This is a genomic window from Nostoc sp. (genome assembly GCF_036917235.1).
Lineage (GTDB): Bacteria > Cyanobacteriota > Cyanobacteriia > Cyanobacteriales > Nostocaceae > Nostoc.
The window spans coordinates 17657-34471 of record NZ_JBALDU010000073.1 but is presented as its reverse complement, the minus strand read 5'-3'; the positions used below and the strand labels follow the sequence as shown (position 1 = coordinate 34471).

At 42.3% G+C, this 16815-nt stretch carries 14 protein-coding genes and 1 pseudogene; 7 read left to right on the top strand and 8 right to left on the bottom strand.

All coding sequences use genetic code 11. The features are described 5' to 3' along the window. Positions 1 to 1177 precede the first annotated feature (1177 nt). The 4 genes from V7K44_RS21150 to V7K44_RS21135 all read left to right on the top strand — a co-directional run bounded on the left by V7K44_RS21150 (position 1178) and on the right by V7K44_RS21135 (position 7319). A complete protein-coding gene (locus V7K44_RS21150; RefSeq protein ID WP_334934032.1) occupies positions 1178 to 1723 on the top strand; it encodes a helix-turn-helix domain-containing protein in 546 nt (181 codons plus the stop codon). 75 nt (positions 1724 to 1798) lie between these two features. Then, on the top strand, positions 1799 to 4867 hold the full coding sequence (locus tag V7K44_RS21145) for a peptidase domain-containing ABC transporter (RefSeq protein ID WP_334934028.1): 3069 nt from the start codon (positions 1799 to 1801) through the stop codon (positions 4865 to 4867). Between the two features lie 53 nt (positions 4868 to 4920). Beyond that, positions 4921 to 6450 (top strand): HlyD family efflux transporter periplasmic adaptor subunit, encoded by a 1530-nt coding sequence (locus tag V7K44_RS21140; protein WP_334934026.1) that lies wholly within the window; start codon positions 4921 to 4923, stop codon positions 6448 to 6450. 104 nt (positions 6451 to 6554) lie between these two features. Continuing rightward, complete coding sequence (locus tag V7K44_RS21135; protein WP_334934024.1) at positions 6555 to 7319, top strand: peptidylprolyl isomerase; 765 nt, start codon at positions 6555 to 6557, stop codon at positions 7317 to 7319. Here V7K44_RS21135 and V7K44_RS21130 read toward each other — a convergent pair. The 8 genes from V7K44_RS21130 to V7K44_RS21095 all read right to left on the bottom strand — a co-directional run bounded on the left by V7K44_RS21130 (position 7301) and on the right by V7K44_RS21095 (position 14992). Continuing rightward, positions 7301 to 8230, bottom strand: a complete 930-nt coding sequence (locus tag V7K44_RS21130) for an MsnO8 family LLM class oxidoreductase (RefSeq protein ID WP_334934022.1) — start codon at positions 8228 to 8230, stop codon at positions 7301 to 7303. The genes V7K44_RS21135 and V7K44_RS21130 overlap by 19 nt on opposite strands. Positions 8231 to 8294: 64 nt before the next feature. Next, positions 8295 to 9302, bottom strand: a complete 1008-nt coding sequence (locus V7K44_RS21125; RefSeq protein WP_334934020.1) for a ThiF family adenylyltransferase — start codon at positions 9300 to 9302, stop codon at positions 8295 to 8297. Positions 9303 to 9329: 27 nt separating this feature from the next. Continuing rightward, positions 9330 to 10373: a T3SS effector HopA1 family protein gene (locus tag V7K44_RS21120; protein WP_334934018.1), complete on the bottom strand. Its 1044-nt coding sequence runs from the start codon at positions 10371 to 10373 to the stop codon at positions 9330 to 9332. 17 nt (positions 10374 to 10390) lie between these two features. After that, entirely contained in the window at positions 10391 to 11344 is a 954-nt protein-coding gene (locus V7K44_RS21115; protein WP_334934016.1) for an aminoglycoside phosphotransferase family protein, read from the bottom strand. 127 nt (positions 11345 to 11471) lie between these two features. Continuing rightward, positions 11472 to 11666 (bottom strand): hypothetical protein, encoded by a 195-nt coding sequence (locus tag V7K44_RS21110; protein ID WP_334934015.1) that lies wholly within the window; start codon positions 11664 to 11666, stop codon positions 11472 to 11474. Positions 11667 to 12088: 422 nt separating this feature from the next. Continuing rightward, a complete protein-coding gene (locus V7K44_RS21105) occupies positions 12089 to 13204 on the bottom strand; it encodes a T3SS effector HopA1 family protein (protein WP_334934013.1) in 1116 nt (371 codons plus the stop codon). A gap of 19 nt (positions 13205 to 13223) precedes the next feature. Further along, on the bottom strand, positions 13224 to 14384 hold the full coding sequence (locus V7K44_RS21100; RefSeq protein ID WP_334934011.1) for a phosphotransferase: 1161 nt from the start codon (positions 14382 to 14384) through the stop codon (positions 13224 to 13226). Further along, the gene (locus V7K44_RS21095) at positions 14384 to 14992 is read right to left on the bottom strand and encodes a helix-turn-helix domain-containing protein (protein ID WP_334934006.1); all 609 of its coding nucleotides are present in this window, start codon (positions 14990 to 14992) and stop codon (positions 14384 to 14386) included. The genes V7K44_RS21100 and V7K44_RS21095 overlap by 1 nt, the downstream gene beginning before the upstream one ends. A 492-nt stretch (positions 14993 to 15484) precedes the next feature. Here V7K44_RS21095 and V7K44_RS21090 point away from each other — a divergent pair. The 3 genes and pseudogenes from V7K44_RS21090 to V7K44_RS21080 form a co-directional block, all read left to right on the top strand. Further along, positions 15485 to 15965 (top strand): annotated as a pseudogene (locus tag V7K44_RS21090) (ISAs1 family transposase); the annotation flags it as partial. 442 nt (positions 15966 to 16407) lie between these two features. Further along, positions 16408 to 16563, top strand: a complete 156-nt coding sequence (locus V7K44_RS21085) for a hypothetical protein (RefSeq protein WP_334934004.1) — start codon at positions 16408 to 16410, stop codon at positions 16561 to 16563. A gap of 51 nt (positions 16564 to 16614) precedes the next feature. Next, positions 16615 to 16740, top strand: a complete 126-nt coding sequence (locus tag V7K44_RS21080) for a hypothetical protein (RefSeq protein WP_334934002.1) — start codon at positions 16615 to 16617, stop codon at positions 16738 to 16740. The last annotated feature ends 75 nt before the right edge of the window (positions 16741 to 16815 follow it).

Sequence of the window (16815 nt, the reverse complement as noted above, 5' to 3'; positions counted from 1 at the left end):
AGCCGTAGACCTCCCCTTTTTTTCCGTTGTCTTTACTGATTGAGAATCAGCTATCGCAACGGTAGAATCTTCATCTCGCCCTAAATCTTGTCGCATATGATTCCTATATAGTTAACATTACTCTCTAAGTCAAGTATGGCAACTATTATAGTTTTAAATTAATATGATAACTTCAGCTTTATATTGGATTTTCGCTAAAATTTTGGTGTGCTAGGTAGTAAAAAACCTTTTTTTCTGCAAAATTCATTTTTAGACAGTTTATAGAGCCTTAAACCCTACAGCGATATAGATTTACTAATATAGTATTTACTTCTTTTGATGGATGTATTATCTATTATTAACAATAAGTTAAGCTTAAGTTATTGTTGTTATAAAGTTTTGTTAAGAATTCATTTAAAAAAGAAAACTTTTGAAAATATGTATCAAAATATCATCAGAGAAAAAAGTAGTCCAGGATACAAATGGAGGAAATGGAGGAAATGGAGGAAACTTTGATTTTTCATTGGAATCGTGTTTAGAGAACTACTGATTTACAGCAATATCTAGATTAGAAAGGGGTTACAATTTAGATATTTCTAGTTTTCCAGCCATGCAAAATGGCTCAAATTTCTTCGAGAATCAAACTTAACCTACGTAAATATATGAAGGTTAAACTATTAACTTGTTTCCCAGATTCCCTTAACATAGCCAAAGTCCAAGTTTAAGAGTATGTTTGAAAAGTCCTTTTGTTGGTAGCAAAACGTTTTAAATCACCCGATAAATTGGGGGGCTTTGATTCCATTTCTCCCCTTTTTAAGGGGGCTAGGGGGGATCAAGAAATGCCTAAAATCACAGCTAACCACTTTTCAGACAACCTCTAAAGCCGTCAAAAATTTTCTATGAGTTTTCCAATTTTTATCAACATTTCATAAGCAGCAATTTGTTGATATAACAAATGTTCATTAACCCGGCTTCGATAGGAAATTAAAATCTTAGGATACCCAGGAACAACTCCCTGATACTGCCAAATCACTAGGGGAAGCTCTCAGGGTTAGTCGCTTATGACGTGACTAATTAATTAGAATATCTTTTGCTAATTAACTTGATAGATATGAAACCTTATGATTTGGGATTTCCGCAACAGTTGCTGGGAACAGACTCGCGCATATTTTACAGTTGAAAGCAATAGGTAATAATGATGACATATCCTTCCAGTCAAAAACAAGCTTTTGAAAGCTACGACTTTAGTAAGAGTAAGTTCTTAACACCCTTTCAACGGAAGGTTTTGCTGAAGAATTTACATTTGAATTTGCTACCAGAATATCGTCGGAGGCTGCAAATTATGTTGTTGGCAGATCAGGGCAAATCTCAAACCCAAATCTGTCAAATGTTAGGTTGTTCTCAGGAGATGGCACGCTACTGGAGTGCTGTAGCACAAGCAGGTCTGGCGCATACATGGCAGGAGCGAGGGATAGGCAGACCTAAAACTGTAAACGACCAATATATCGAACGGTTGAAGGAATTAGTGAGCCATAGCCCTGGTGAGTATGGCTATGCATTTGGGTGCTGGACAGCCCGATGGTTGAGCAAACATCTAGCGACTGAATTTGGCATTGAAATTAGCGATCGCCACATCAATCGGTTGCTGAAACAAATGGGGCTTTCCACAAAACAAAAACGCTCTTTTGCTAAAGAAGCAACAAACCATACCAAGAATACTCGCATTACGATCTGCGACTTGTAATCCAATGAGGCTAGTTACCATTAGTCATTCAATTTGATTTAGACCAAGAAATAATTGTGTGTTGGAGGTGAGGGAATGCCAACAGTCTTTTCCCAGGAACAGGTAAGTCAACAAATTACTACTACCTTGGGTGATTCGCTTTCATCAAATGAACTGGCAAACTGCGTCAAAGCGATAGAAATCGTCGAGCCACCAGTAGCAAAGCAGTTTTGGCAACCAGGAACCGCAAACGGTGGTATATATATCATCCTTGCGGGTAAAGTCAGACTAATGGATGGCTCTAATAACTTAATCACCACCCTAACAAGCGGGGCATCATTCGGCGAAATGACTCTGTTTGCAGAAGATGTCTTTCAACCTTACACCGCTAGAGCTTCTACAAACTTAAAGCTTTGCTATCTCAAGGATGAAGCTTTGCAACCTTTGATGGGCAAATATGCCAGTATTCGCGATCGCCTATACCGCAAAGCAGAACTTTGGGATTTGCTGCTATTATGCTGCCGCGAGAATCAACTTCCTCGCAACACTTCTGTTGAGGAAATGCTCCGAGCCTTATCTTATTTCTCGCGGCACAATCTGGAGATTGGCACCCTGAATGCAACATTATCCAAAGATTGCAAACTGTGGCTGCTGCACCGGGGAGAACTGCAACATTCATCCGGTCAGTCCTTGACACCTGCGAATATCTGCGCTGTTAGAAAAGGTATTTGGCAGGCAGTGCAACCAACAATTCTGTACAGTCTCAGCAATGCTGATTGGCAAACAGCACTCCAGCACTGGCCCGAGTTGGCATTGGTTGACTCTGACTCAATTGCTGCCTCGGATGACCAACAGATGCCTCATAGCACATCTTTCCCAGAAGGATTGAAGAACGAGAGTAATGTTATTCCATTTCCGCAGCCAGTTTCAGAGCCAAAACAAAAGCAGAAGAAACGAGGAGCCTACTTTCCCAGTCCCAAGGTGACGGTGGGGCATTGGTGGAGAAGGATCGCCAAGCGCTATCCGTTCTTTGCACAACAAAGCTCCTCTGACTGTGGTGCAGCAACTCTTGTGATGATAAGTCGCTATTGGGGCAAGCACTTGTCGGTAAATCGCCTGCGGGATTTAACTAACACGAGTCGGAGCGGGGCATCACTAAAAGGTTTAGCCGCTGCGGCAGAAACCATCGGTTTTTCTACTCGTCCAGTAAAAGCCAGCCTTGACAAATTGGCACAACAACCCCTGCCTGCGATCGCTCACTGGGAAGGCAAACATTACGTTGTCGTCTATGAAATTACCAAAAAGCAGGTCATTGTAGGCGATCCGGCGCTTGGTCAACTCACCCTCACAAACAGAGAATTCAATGCAGGTTGGACTGGGTATGCATTGTTATTGCAACCCACAGCCCTACTCAAAGAAAGCCAGGAAGCAACTCAACCATTCTGGCAGTTTTTTGAGTTGATCAAACCCCACTGGGTAGTGCTGCTAGAAGTGTTCATCGCCTCTGTGTTTATTCAGGTGTTTGGACTGGTGACGCCACTATTCACCCAACTGCTGTTGGATCGAGTGATTGTCCAAGGCAGCACCCTCTCTTTAAACGCCGTCGGGTTAGGGTTGCTAATTTTTGGTTTGTTCCGCGTCGCCACGAACGGACTGCGGCAATATATGCTGGATCACACTGCGAACCGCATCGGAGTAGCGCTGATGGTAGGTTTTATTAAACATACCTTCCGACTGCCACTGGCGTTCTTCGAGTCGCGTTACGTTGGCGATATTGTTTCTCGCGTCCAAGAAAATCAGAAAATTCAGCGCTTCCTCACCGGAGAAGCATTGTCAATCATTCTCGATTTGCTGACAGTGTTTATCTATGTGGGATTGATGTTGTGGTACAGCTGGCAAATGGCATTGCTGGTGCTGGTGATTGTACCGCTATTTTTTCTACTGGCGCTGATGACAACGCCTTTCTTGCGTCGCATCGCCAGAGAGATTTTTAGTGCCGCAGCCAACGAGAACAGTTATCTGATTGAAGCCCTCACAGGGATTCGCTCTGTCCGCTCAATGGCAGTTGAGCAGACAGTGCGCTGGCATTGGGAGGAAAAGCTCCATCGTTTGATTAAAAAAAGCTTTGGCGGGCAGGTGATTGCTAACCGCCTGCAAATTTTCAGTTCCTCTATCGAATCGGTTGCCACTACAGCATTGCTGTGGTTTGGGGCATGGCTGGTGATTCAAAACCAACTCACCATTGGACAATTAGTTGCTTTCAATATGTTGTTGGGCAACATCATTCATCCTTTCCAGCGCCTGGCAGTGCTGTGGAATCAAGTGCAGGAAGTGATTGTTTCTAGTGAGCGGATTAATGATGTCCTTGAGGCGGAGCCAGAAGAAGACTTACAAAATCAACCCCGCCAGTACTTACCCAGACTTCAAGGGAGAATTCGCTTTGATAATGTCACTTTCCGCTATCACCCAGAAAGCGATATTAACGTGCTGGAAAATCTCAGTTTTGAGGTACTGCCAGAGCAAACTGTGGCGGTGGTGGGACGTAGCGGTTCTGGGAAAACTACCCTTTCCAAGTTGATTTTAGGTTTATATCCGCCGACAGATGGCAATGTGTTGATCGACGGTCAAGATGTAGCAAGCATTTCCCTGAACTCGCTCCGTTCTCAAATTGGTGTTGTGGATCAAGATACCTTTTTGTTTGGCGGTACGATTCGGGAAAACTTAAGCATCGCTCATTCACAAGCCACTCTCGAGGAGATTATTGAGGCAGCGCGTTTGGCAGGAGCAGACGAATTTATTAAGCAATTGCCAATGGGTTATGAAACCCAAATCGGTGAAGGTGGCGGGATGTTATCTGGCGGACAACGCCAGAGGTTAGCGATCGCCCGTGCTTTGCTTGGGAATCCCCGCTTATTAATTTTTGATGAAGCAACCAGTCACCTCGACGCTGAATCCGAACGGATCATTCAAAACAACCTCAACACCATTCTCAAAGGGCGGACAACTCTGATAATCGCCCATCGCCTTTCCACCGTGCGTAATGCAGACTTGATCCTGGTTTTAGATCGCGGCGGCATATTGGTCGAAAGCGGTACTCACAAGCAATTAATCGCCAAAAAAGGTCATTACTACTACCTCAACCAGCAACAGTTGGCTCAAACTTAATAAAAGTTATGAGTTATGAGTTATGACTTTTCACTCCTCACTCCTAAAAAACTATGCCAAACCCATCTCGTAATTCATCATCCCGGATCAATGCACCTGAGTCAGCTGAAGATTCTAGTGAGGTTAAAGAGCGATCGCCAGCACAAACTCAAACCAGCGATTGGTTTTACGGCACTGAGGAACTACTGGATGCCTTACCTCGGCTTTGGACGCGTTCAATGCTGTATTTGATCGTAGGCTTTACAGCGATCGCCTTACCTTGGGCGATGCTCTCTCAAGTGGATGAAACAGGCAGTGCCAGAGGACGTATTGAACCATTAGGCGCAACGCAAAGAATAGACTCTCCAGCGCCAGGAAACGTCATCAGTGTGAAAGTAAGAGAAGGCGAAACTGTTAAAGCAGGGCAAACTCTGCTCGAACTGGAATCTAATTTACTGCGAACGGATTTGCAGCAAGCGCAGGCAAAGCTTTCTGGGCAACTAAATCAGCTCAGCCAACAGCAGCTGCTCAAAAATCAATTGCTGCTCACTATCCGTACCCAGCAGCAACAAAACCAAGCGCAACAATCAGAAAAACTGGCGCAAGTGCAGCAGGCGCAACAGAACCTTGATACTCTCAAGAGTGCCTACAACTTACAAAAAGAAGAAAAACTCGCTAAAGTCAATCAGGCGCGGCAAGCGGTTGATTCAAGCAAGGCAGCCCACGAGTTAGCACAAGTTCGTTTCCAGGGTGCCAAGGAAAAAATACCACGATATAAAAAAGTTTATCAAGAAGGTGCAATTGCACAAGATCGGTTTTTAGAAGTGGAACAGTCGGTCAAAGAAAACTACCAAAACCTGGTACAAGCAAAGTCGGAGATAGCTCAGGCTCAGTCGGGCTTGCAAGAGCAACAAAACAGTTATCAGAGGGCTATTAATCAAGCAGAGGCGGATATTCAGCAAGCGCAACTCCGCTTGCAAGAGCAGCAACGTAACAAAGATAGCCTGATTCATACAGGCGAACTGGCTGTGCTGAAAACGGTCGAACAGCTAAAAGACCTGCAATCACAAATCGCTGCGATGCAATCAGAGATTGCTCAAATCAAAAGCCAGATCGCATCCTTAAATTTCCAGTTACAGCAACGAGTAGTGCGATCGCCTATTGATGGCACAATTTTTGCGTTGCCCATCGACAAGCCGGGGTCTGTGGTACAACCCGGTCAGATGATTGCTCAAATTTCCCCCAAGGAATCTCCTTTTGTACTAAAAGCTGAGATGCCTAGCCAACAGAGTGGCTTCTTGAAAGTGGGAGCGAGGGTCAAAATCAAGTTTGATGCCTATCCCTTCCAAGATTATGGAGTAATGCTTGGGCGCGTCAGTCATATTTCACCAGACTCGAAAGTTAAAGAAACTAACTCTGGCAAGATAGAAACTTTTGACTTGGATATTGCCCTACAGCAGCCGTATATCCAAAATGGCAACAAACGTATCCTAATAACGCCAGGTCAGACAGCTACTGCTGAGGTGATTATTCGGCAGCGTCGTGTGAGTGACTTAATCTTAGATCCGTTTAAGAAGTTGCAAAAAGGCGGTTTAGAGCTTTAGTAGAGACGTTGTATGCAACGTCTGTAGATTAGTCCTTAGTTAATTACAAAATAAAGGGCACTGAACAAATAACAAAATCCATTGATTATGGGAGGAATTACAATATGTCAAAATTGATCAATGTATCCAACGAAGACATCCTTTATCAAATCAAAATTTCCACTCAATTTCCTGGTTTAGTAGAAGCGATCGCCAGCCGCAAAATTATTACCGATACTGCCCAGAAAGTAGGCATTAAACTCGAACTAGAAGAACTTCAGCAGGCAGCAGATAACTTGCGGTTAACCAACAAACTCCTCAAAGCTGAAGATACCTGGGCATGCCTGGAAAAACATCATCTTTCCCTAGATGAGTTTGAAGCATTGGCATACACAAACCAGCTCTCTAACAAATTGGCGACACATCTATTTGCAGAGCAAGTTGAACCGTTATTTTATCAACGCCAACTCGATTATGCCGGAGCGGTCACTTATGAAGTAATTTTGGATGATGAAGACTTGGCTCTGGAACTGTTTTGTGCATTGAAAGAAGACGAAATTAGTTTCCAAGAAATCGCCCGCCAATACATTGAAGAACCAGAAATCCGCCGCGCCGGGGGATATCGCGGAATACAACGCCGCCAAGATTTCCGACCGGAGATTGCAGCAGCGGTGTTTGCCGCTACTCCACCACAGATCCTCAAGCCGATAATTACGCCAAAAGGGGTGCATATAATTTTGGTTGAGGAAATTATTGAAGCCAAATTAAACGAGCAGCTGCGTGTTAAGATTTTGGGAGATTTGTTTGCAGTTTGGTTAAAGCAACAAATTGCGGAATTAGAAATCGTGACGCAGCTTAATTGCGATCGCACTCAAGTGGCATGTCCATAAGAGTTGTTAGAAGCGTGTACTGCCAACTGTTTGGTTTGGGCAGACACACTTGTTAATCTAAGCTCACCAGCAAGCAATTCGTAAGAACGTAAGCGGTCATTAAATTCCCGGCAGACATCAAAAAAGATGATTTCGTTAACGTCATAACGCTCTTGCAACGCCAGCAACTTCTCTTTACACTGATTGGCAGTACCTACTATGTTGAGCATAACAAAATTGTTGGCGTGCTGTTGTTGTAATTCGTATGCCCTAGCTTCAGTATCCGCGCAAATGCCTGCCACGGCTATGTTGCATCGGGGGGTTAGGACTTTTTCACCGTGGGGCTGGAAAGTTTCTCGATATTCTTTGAGGATACTGGGGTCATCAAGACATCCTCGATGAAAGAGCGAATGGCTGTAAGCAAGACCTTTGTGTGCAGCGACGTGCATGCTATTAAGCCCGGTACCGAGAACCCAAACCTCCGGGTAGGTCGAGATAGCAGGTGTTGTCCGCACCTGTGAATTTCCGTGCAAGTAGTCTATCAGGTACTCTATTTTCTCTTTGTAAAGGTCGAGATCCAGTTCCCTAGTTCTGCCGTCAAGAAGAGCTTGAGTTGTCAATTGATCTGCCCCACCACGACCAATTCCTAAGTCAATGCGCTGGGGAAATAATAATTCGAGCAACTTAAAATTATCGGCTACCTTTAAGGGACTATAGAAGGAAAGAAGAACTCCAGCCATTCCCACGCGAATCCTCTTAGTTAGTCCCGCAAGAATAGGAATTAACAGTTCCGGGCTGGCAAGACCATCACCATGATGTTCTGCTAGCCAATAGCGGGAATATCCAAAAGCTTCAATCCGGGGAGCAAGTCTAATTGTCGTAGTGATTGAATCGCAGAAATCGAGAACGCCAAGACTAAGTTTTTCGCTCATAAATTAAGTAACGATGTAGTAGTAGTCCGGATTGTTTTTGTCACAGACCTGGTAATATCAACTCCTACCACTCATAAACCGTGACCATCTTCGCCTGGTCAGCATTGTACTGTAAGGTCGTGTTCAGAGAGAGCGGCTTTTTAATACCAGCAAGCAGATCGATCGCATCCGCTATCATTAAGGTTGCTATCATTGTATTGAGGTATGAAATCGACGAAGATATGACTGTTGGAGAATTTTCATATTGCTGTTCTATCTGTTGATTGTGCTGAATAAATTTTTCCATGTGGCTTTTCTCAGTCAAGAGTGGGCCTACTAAGCCATCATAAACTCTCACTCCTGAGAACGTACACGCTACATTTTCCTGTAGGCAATACTGTACGACTAATGACTGAATAATAATTGGTGGAGTATCAGCACAACACACAATGAAATCTGGCTTTGTTAAGCCCTCTAAAGCTTGGTATAAACTTTCTACAGAATTAATTTTTAGTTTACGAGTATGAATTTTTATCTCAGAGTCTCTCGCTAAAATGTAGTTACGCAGTGCTTCAACCTTCGGTGTATTGAGGTCAGCTTGGCTAAAACAAAACTGGCGATTAAAGTTTGTTATGTTTACAAGATCGTCGTCAATCAATATAAAGTTTTTAACGCCAGCAGCTACTAAATGTTGAACTACGATATTTCCGGTTCCACCGCAACCGATGATACATACTAACTGTTTTAAAAGCCTCTCTTGTGCAGTATTGGGGTCTTCAACGAAATCTGAGAAAAACTCTACCTGCTTTTCAAACCGCGTCTCCTTAAAGTCATTTTCATACAAAGGTCGTACTACACCCTTTGAATCCAGAAGTGAAATAAGTTTCTCCAGCCTATCCCCCGGCAGTAAAGTGGCTAATTTGTCAAGTTGTGTTCCTGCGACCATTTGCTTCAAAGCTTGCACTACCTGTTCAGGGATATTCGATAGTATGAAATGTCGCAGACCATTGCTCAGTATAGTTTTTTGTTCTTCAGATATGAATGATAAAGATGTGCTATGTTTTAAAACAATTCCTGATTGGAATTTATTCAATATATTCATATGGTTAGCAAATTTATATTAGAAGGAGTCGAATGGTGTGTAAATATCTTTAGAGTTAGGATCGAGGTAGGGATATTTTAAGTCTATTCCTTGAACCTCAAACTGTTGGAGTATATGTGTCATCCTAGCTTCTTTTGATTCATCACCCTTGAGCCTCGCTTCCATTAAGCCATTGGCAATAAGTTGGCAACGGATGCTACCAAAATCTTCTTTAGTTTTAGGCACTTCTGCTAAAGCCAGTCCTGGTGCAAGTACCTTAGTAAACAAGGGAACCTGCGGCTGAAAGTGCGATTTGTTTTCTGCGTAAACAGTCTGTAAAACTGACCGAACTAATTCGTAGCTATCTACAGGAACTCGGAGAATTCCTGAATCATAGCGTCCAAAATGCAAAGGGTTGTCTAAAACATAGAAGCCGAAGGGTACTTTAAATTTGTTCAGTTGCGACGTTAAACTTTCCATGACGGCAACTGCACCTTCAGGGCTGAAGTTGAAGAATATTATGACTTTAGAGTATTCTTTTTTGCTATTACCAATTACATCTCCAAGTGCCACATAGCATCGAATTAGAAATAAATTATGGGGCATGGTGACTACAACCAAGTCCCCTACAGCTGCTGCTTGATCTACTAATTGGAGATGGCGGTTTGGCTGGATATGTATCCTCGTACCCATGCCTTGGTTTTCTACTAAGAGACTACCATCTGGTTCTTGTTTTAACACGCGATCTCCCGACTCAAAGAAACCTTTCCCTTTATTATTTTTATCTAGTTGTTCGCAAAATTCCCAATCTATTCCTGCAACAGTTTTATCCCCTAAGACAGAGAAATCAACCATCACTGCTTCACTTGCTTCTCCCACAAGTGAACCGTTGTAGTAAATGTTATATATAAAGTCTCGCAGCATTGAACTCAGGATCTTAGCCTGAGTTTCTTGAGGTAATTGTTGCAACTGGGCTACTACCTCAACTGGATGCTCTACTTTGTAATTAGGATGACTGACACAAAAGTCAGATTTAATTTGAACCTGAGTAGCAATGTCTTGAAGGGACTGTAGCAGTTGCATAAAAGTTACTCTTGAAGCTATTTAATAGAGGATGGCTCTAAATTAGTTAAATTAGTTATTTCTGATTCTGCCATCCCAAAAACAGCGTTAAATGATTGTTCTGGACGACACAATAAGCTCTTAGCAACTTGAAGTATGCAAAGACCCCTATTATTAAAGTTTTTTTGCCACTGACTTATTTCTACAATTTCATACAGCAAGCCAAGACCAACAAATTGAATAACTCGCGCCATAAAGTTAGGATAGTAATCTAGAATGGGAAAACTGCTGAGATACGCCTGGGTAAGAGCTACAATTGAGGGTTGAAGTACCTCTAAAGGTATTGTTGCCATTTGCAGAGATTTTTGCAGTTCAATAACAGGATGCACAATTAAACTGTTAAGCCATATTAGTAAATAGCTAGAAATCGCTGTTCCCAGATCAAACGCTGGATCGCCCCAACTCCAGTTTTCCCAGTTAATTAACTTAATAATGCCTTGATTTGACTGTTCTGTTTGAGAAATTAGTTTTTCCCAATCCCTGGATATTAAAATGTTATTTAACTTGAGGGTATTATGTGTCAGACAGCAGTAGTGCTGATTGAGAGTAAGCTCTGCTACTGCTGATGTAAAACTTTCATGGCGATGATAATTTTTGAAAAAAATAATGCTTTCGCGAGGAAAACGACTGAAATCTTCTGGCTCAATCCTGTTTAGGAGTTGAGCAGAATAATTAGGATTTTGATAGCCTAATTTACCAGGATATGTTTTAGCAATGAATTCGTATAATTCATGATGATTCAGGCTATCACGATGCAGCGAGGCTAAAGTAGTCCCCAATTGGGCAGCAATGGCAGAGGGAAAAGCTTTCTCTTGCCTGTAAAAATTATCTAGCTTTATATATTCTAGTGAAATAGTTTTTATTTCTTCTGGGCAAATACAATTATCAAGAAAGTACTGATAGATATTTTTATAGTTTAGTATGGTTTTCATGAGTGTATCCTCTTTAGATCGAGTCTAATAGAAAAGTGAGAGTAAAGATAAAAATTATAAATCTTACTCCCACTTTAGATCAAAGCTCGATTGCGACTAACAAGCAAATGAGCATTAGATACAATATTTAGGTTCGGCCGCAAGTACCGTTGCTAAGGACGAGCACACTACAAGCTATGCTGCCACCTACACCACAAAGGATGCTACCACCTTGGACATTAGCAATATCCTCAGAACCGATTTCAGTAATGAAACTTTCCGGATCGTTGAAAAACAATTCAGTGCCTGCGGGTTTTAAATCCTTAACAGTAATATCAGCCATTTGTGTTCTCCTTGAAATCATTTTTTTTATTTTGGCTCAAACATTTCTGTTTGATTGCTTAATGACATACTAAAAATTTTCCTGATAAACTTCAAGCATTTTTGACTTACTTTTCGGACATAACATCTATATTTATTGTTGAAATCCCAGTTAGTAAGACCTTAACTAAGCCATAAGCTACCTGGTTAGATATTCCTGATAACGAGGATTATGTGTGAAAAATATTTTCCCAGTTAGATGCATTTAATAAGTATCTAAGCCGAAAGGATGAGATAAGATTAAAGTAATCACAAATGTATCTACTAATAGTAATAGAAATAACTAAAGCAATTATTTCTTTTAAGAATCCTCGCTGAACTAAAAAAGTAGGGGCACGATATATCGTGCCCCTACAAACGACCTATTTTAGAGATTTGGAAGTATCAATCGCATAGCTTAACTGGTGCATAGATGTCTTCAGAGTTGGCATTGAGGTAGGCACGCTGCCAGTCAATTCCAAGTCGGGAGAATTGCTCAAAAATAGAGGTCAACCTCCCCTCTGGTGAGTCATCCCCTTTGTCGCAAGCTTCCAGCAATCCATTAGCGACAATCTGACACCGATTCATCCCAAAGCTTTCTCGGTCAGTAAACTTGTGGTCTGGTTCTTCTGCTAACCCCAACCCTGGTGCAAGCAGCTTGGTGAATAGGGGAACTTCTGGCTGAAAATGCGATCGCAATTGGTAAACTGTCTCAATCACAGAGGCGATCGCTTCATAGTCGCTCTTGTCAAAGTACAAAACTCCTGAGTCGTAGCGCTTGTAATCAGCTGGGTTGTACAAAACCTTGAAGTTGAAAGGAATAGCCATTTCGTTCAGATGTTGGGTGAGAGCATTCATAACCGCAACTGCACCTTCTGAAGTCAAATTGAAGTAGATTCGCACAGTCTGTTGATGACCCTCTAAATTGAGACGAATTGGCCCTGCATTGCCCACCGCCACATAAAAACCGTTTTGGAGCAGATTTTTCGGCATACGGATAGCCACCTCTTCACCCACCACAACAGTAGCTTGTGCTGATTGCAGATGGCGATCGCGCTCAATATGCAACCGAAGACCATTCTTAGTCACGGCTACGCTGCCATCACTTTCTTCCCAGAGAACATTCCAACAAGAGTCAAAGTAGCCAGTGCCGCTATTACTTTCGTGCAAGCGATTGTAAAAACCCAAGTCTACTCCCAAAAAAGTATTGTTCTCTAGATCCAGTGGCAGACGATTGGAATCTGTTAGTTTTGCGTGGGTAGTTCGCATACCACCGTTGTAATAGATGCCGTAGAGAAAAGAGCGCAGTTGCAGGCTCACATATTTGCGCTGAACCTCTACAGGGATTTGCTCAAAGCGGACAATTGCCTCTGCTGGCAGTTCCAAGGGTTTGTAATCTGGATGACGAATGCTGAAGTCAGACTCGATCTGAACCTTGCTCGCAATTTCTTGCAGAGCATCCAGAACTCGCTTAGTTGCTACATCTGGCTGTTGAATTAGAAAATCTAGTAATTGTGTCATGGTTTTGCGACTAAACATCTTAAGCAGCAGTACAGCTCAAACGTCCAGATTCAGCAGCAGCAGTGCCAAAAGTCGTTGACATGGATTGTTCTGGACGGCATAACAATGCCTTAGCTACCTGAAGCATGATTATTGCGATATTGCCGAAGGTTTTCTGAAACTGAATCATCGCCAAAATCTGTTGAATCAATACAAGACCGGCAAATTGCACCACACGCCGCAAGAAATCAGGACGCTGTTGTAAGATTTCTGGAAAAGTGTCGAAATAAGCTAGGGTCAGGACAGCGATCGAAGGCTGAAGCACCTCAAGAGGAGTCGCCGCTAGGCGCAGAGATTCTTCAATACTAAGTGCATTGCTGATGACCAAGCTATTTAACCAAATTTCCAGATAGCTGGCGATAAGTGTTCCCAAATCAAAAGCAGGGTCTCCCCAATTACAGCGCTCCCAGTCAATTAAGCGCACAATGCTGTCACCGGATTGTTCCCAATTGGTGTGCAAAAGAATATTGTTCAACTTCAGGTCATGGTGCGTCAGGCAACAAGGAGCGAAAGCGCTGCCCAGTTCTTTTATCGCTTCCCCCAAGCTGTCGTAGCGCTGATAGAGCGAAAAGAATTTTAGCGCATCTACGGGCACTCCTCCAAAAATTTCCGGTCCAATCCGTTCCAGCCCCCGAATCAAGTTAGGCACATAACTAGTGAGGACATCCTTTTGATTTTGATCGAGGAATTCCTGATAATTCTGACGATTGAGGGTGGCACGATGGATAGTAGCTAAAACAGTGCCAATTGCAGAGGCGATTTGGCTTGGGAAGTTCTTTTCCTGAGCGTAGAAATCAGTCAAATCTTGATAGTCATCCAGATACCTGAAGACAATAATCGAATTCTCTGGGTCAAAATTGAGCACTATCGGTAGCAATGGGCGAAGGTGTTCCAGTTCTGGAAATTGGTTTAAAAACTCTTGAACTCGCCATTCTCCCAAAAACTCACCAAATGTTTTCCCATCCAGATAATACCGCTCTTGCTTTACAAGGAGTTTAGAACCATCTGGTAAACTCACTCTCAAGTTAAAATTCTTGGCAGCTACTAACTCAATCTGGAGCTGGGTTTGTTGTTCTGTGGTACAAAGACCCTGCCTAAATAAGTAATTGCCAACGTTTTGGGAGCTTAACAGTAGTGTCATTATACTTCTAGATTGCTATAGTTACTGGTGTTGATGTTGAGAGAACATGAGACATTAGGCTCAGAGGAAGATTGCAGGTCGCCAATTGTGATGCGGGTGCTTTCCTTGGACGTTACTTTCTCTACGATCTCGGTTCCTCGAGTCGAAAGCCCCATCTTTTTCAGCAAAAGGTTAATGTTGCGATCGCTGATCGAAATCCTCAACTCTTTCTCTAGGTGCTTGCTTAACCATTGCGCTGTCCAGCGCCCAAATGGATATCCATAATCACGGGGACTATGGATTACCAATTCTTTCAAACGCTCCAAATATTCCTCATTGACTACTTTAGGACGACCAATTGCAGACTCCTGCCATTGGTGCGCCATCCCACTACGTACTACGTGCATCCAATGCCGTGCTGTTGCTGGACAACACCCCAAGGTTTGACATATTTCGCTTTGAGATTTACCCTGGTCTGCTAGCAACATAATTTCAATACGCTGGCGATAAAACTCAGGTAAATCATCTTGCAAACTTTTTTGCAGCATTTTGCGCTGAAACGCTGTTAAAAATTTATCTATTGGGTTGTCCTCGCCTTTGATATCAGCTTTTGCTCGGTTATGAGACATATATAGAATAAAACAAAACCGCTTGATACAAAACTTTGTAACAAGTTAAAGTTTTTCATTAAGTTACTATCTTGGGGTTTGAGATTAATGCAATTTAAATCTGCTCTACTATGTTTTACTTCTATCTGATGAAGTAATTTGCAATAAAGCTCTGAATAAATTTAGTAGGGCTGGGCAAAACCATAGAACCCATTTGACACCCTGACTGTCTAATCAGTATTTAAGAGCTTGAAACTCAAGCACAGTGAGAAGTTCCTGATGTTGATTGACCAAAGATTCTATTGTGCTAACTGGATTACGATGAAGGCGACATTTTTGTTGGCGAGGAGCTTCTGCGATGGCTAATCTACGACGCAGTGCAAACGCATCTAAATATAGTACATTGATACTAAGAAAGGAGAAAGACAGCGATCGCAGATAACATGTGGATGGGTAAGCAATCAAGCTTTGATGGTAAAGTCATTATAAAAGTAGCAATATTGCCCAGTTTGTGTGAAACTCAAGCCCAAAATCACCATTGCTGACCACTTTGCACAAATGTCAGACCCACGAATAGATCGCACTCTTCGACACAAATTAATTGATATTTTGACTATTGCCATTTGTGCGGTGATATGTAGAGCGGAAAGTTGGGTGGCGATTGAACTGTATGGCTGTACAAAGTACTCGTTTTTGAAAACGTTTTTTGAGCTACCAAATGGGATACCATCTCACGATACTTTTGCAAGAGTATTTGCACAGTTAAATCCGCAGGAATTTCAGTCATGTTTCTCAAACTGGATGAAATCAATACAGAAAATAACTTCGAGTGAAGTAGTTGCAATTGAGGGAAAAACTTTATGTGGTTCATCTGATAAAAACAGTGACTCTTGTGCAATACAGATAGTGAGTGCATGGGCAACTACAAATAAATTAGTTTTAGGTCAAGTAAAGGTAGACTCTAAATCGAATGAAATTACGGCAATGCTTGAAAATTTATCAACAGAAGCACAGTTATCTACCGCAGCAGAAGCATTTTATCAGATCGCAGATATTCTCAAATCCCTTGCTGAGTCAATATTGCAAGATGTACGCGCTCAAAACGATACTGATGGGCCAATTATTAGTACTAATATCTTTGCTGGATTAGTGCGGACAACAATGCAGCTTGATTTTGATGATTTGATCGAAGAGGTAATACCCCAAACTTTTAGACACATGGTTCACACCATTTTACTCAAACTGCTACTAGCACTCATTCAGTCACAGCCCCTGTTCACAAAGAGAACATCTTCGCAATGCTAGAATCCGTTAAAACTATAGAAGATGTTCATCAGTTGGCTGGTGATGAAGATGTAGAAATTTGGCACAGCGCGTAGGCGTAGCCCGTCGTAGACATCGCTAACTATCTTGCACAGGTTAAAGATGAAATTTCCTTGACTAAACTGCAACAGGGATTGAAAATGCCGATGGTGGAGGTGTGGTTAGGATTGTTACTTGGTGGTTTTACATTGGAGCAACGTGGAGATTTTTATAACAGTCGGAATATTTGGGTAAAAACTTCTTCAATTAATACCAGTAACCTTGTTTAAATTTTGTAAGTCCCTTAATTATTGAAGAAGACAGTTCTTGCAGAGGGCTTTATGTTTCGTCCATGCAGCAAAACTTTCTTGCTCGGTCGCGGCTTTAACGCTAGGGTCGCTGGGGCAGCAGAGGGAGAAAACAGCGATCGCGCTGTGTTGTACTTTTCGCCTCCTATGCAAAACTAGCGATCTAAAAAGTGTCAGGCTTTTCAGTCGGGTAACTGTTGCTAAAATAACGGGCAGACAGAGGTCACAACTTTA

What these genes read in the sequence shown, in the direction of transcription:
- V7K44_RS21150 (WP_334934032.1), top strand. Translation starts at nt 1,178, where the DNA reads ATGACATATCCTTCCAGTCAAAAACAAGCTTTTGAAAGCTACGACTTT.
- V7K44_RS21145 (WP_334934028.1), top strand. Translation starts at nt 1,799, where the DNA reads ATGCCAACAGTCTTTTCCCAGGAACAGGTAAGTCAACAAATTACTACT.
- V7K44_RS21140 (WP_334934026.1), top strand. Translation starts at nt 4,921, where the DNA reads ATGCCAAACCCATCTCGTAATTCATCATCCCGGATCAATGCACCTGAG.
- V7K44_RS21135 (WP_334934024.1), top strand. Translation starts at nt 6,555, where the DNA reads ATGTCAAAATTGATCAATGTATCCAACGAAGACATCCTTTATCAAATC.
- V7K44_RS21130 (WP_334934022.1), bottom strand. Translation starts at nt 8,230, where the DNA reads ATGAGCGAAAAACTTAGTCTTGGCGTTCTCGATTTCTGCGATTCAATC.
- V7K44_RS21120 (WP_334934018.1), bottom strand. Translation starts at nt 10,373, where the DNA reads ATGCAACTGCTACAGTCCCTTCAAGACATTGCTACTCAGGTTCAAATT.
- V7K44_RS21115 (WP_334934016.1), bottom strand. Translation starts at nt 11,344, where the DNA reads ATGAAAACCATACTAAACTATAAAAATATCTATCAGTACTTTCTTGAT.
- V7K44_RS21110 (WP_334934015.1), bottom strand. Translation starts at nt 11,666, where the DNA reads ATGGCTGATATTACTGTTAAGGATTTAAAACCCGCAGGCACTGAATTG.
- V7K44_RS21105 (WP_334934013.1), bottom strand. Translation starts at nt 13,204, where the DNA reads ATGACACAATTACTAGATTTTCTAATTCAACAGCCAGATGTAGCAACT.
- V7K44_RS21100 (WP_334934011.1), bottom strand. Translation starts at nt 14,384, where the DNA reads ATGACACTACTGTTAAGCTCCCAAAACGTTGGCAATTACTTATTTAGG.
- V7K44_RS21095 (WP_334934006.1), bottom strand. Translation starts at nt 14,992, where the DNA reads ATGTCTCATAACCGAGCAAAAGCTGATATCAAAGGCGAGGACAACCCA.
- V7K44_RS21080 (WP_334934002.1), top strand. Translation starts at nt 16,615, where the DNA reads ATGTTTCGTCCATGCAGCAAAACTTTCTTGCTCGGTCGCGGCTTTAAC.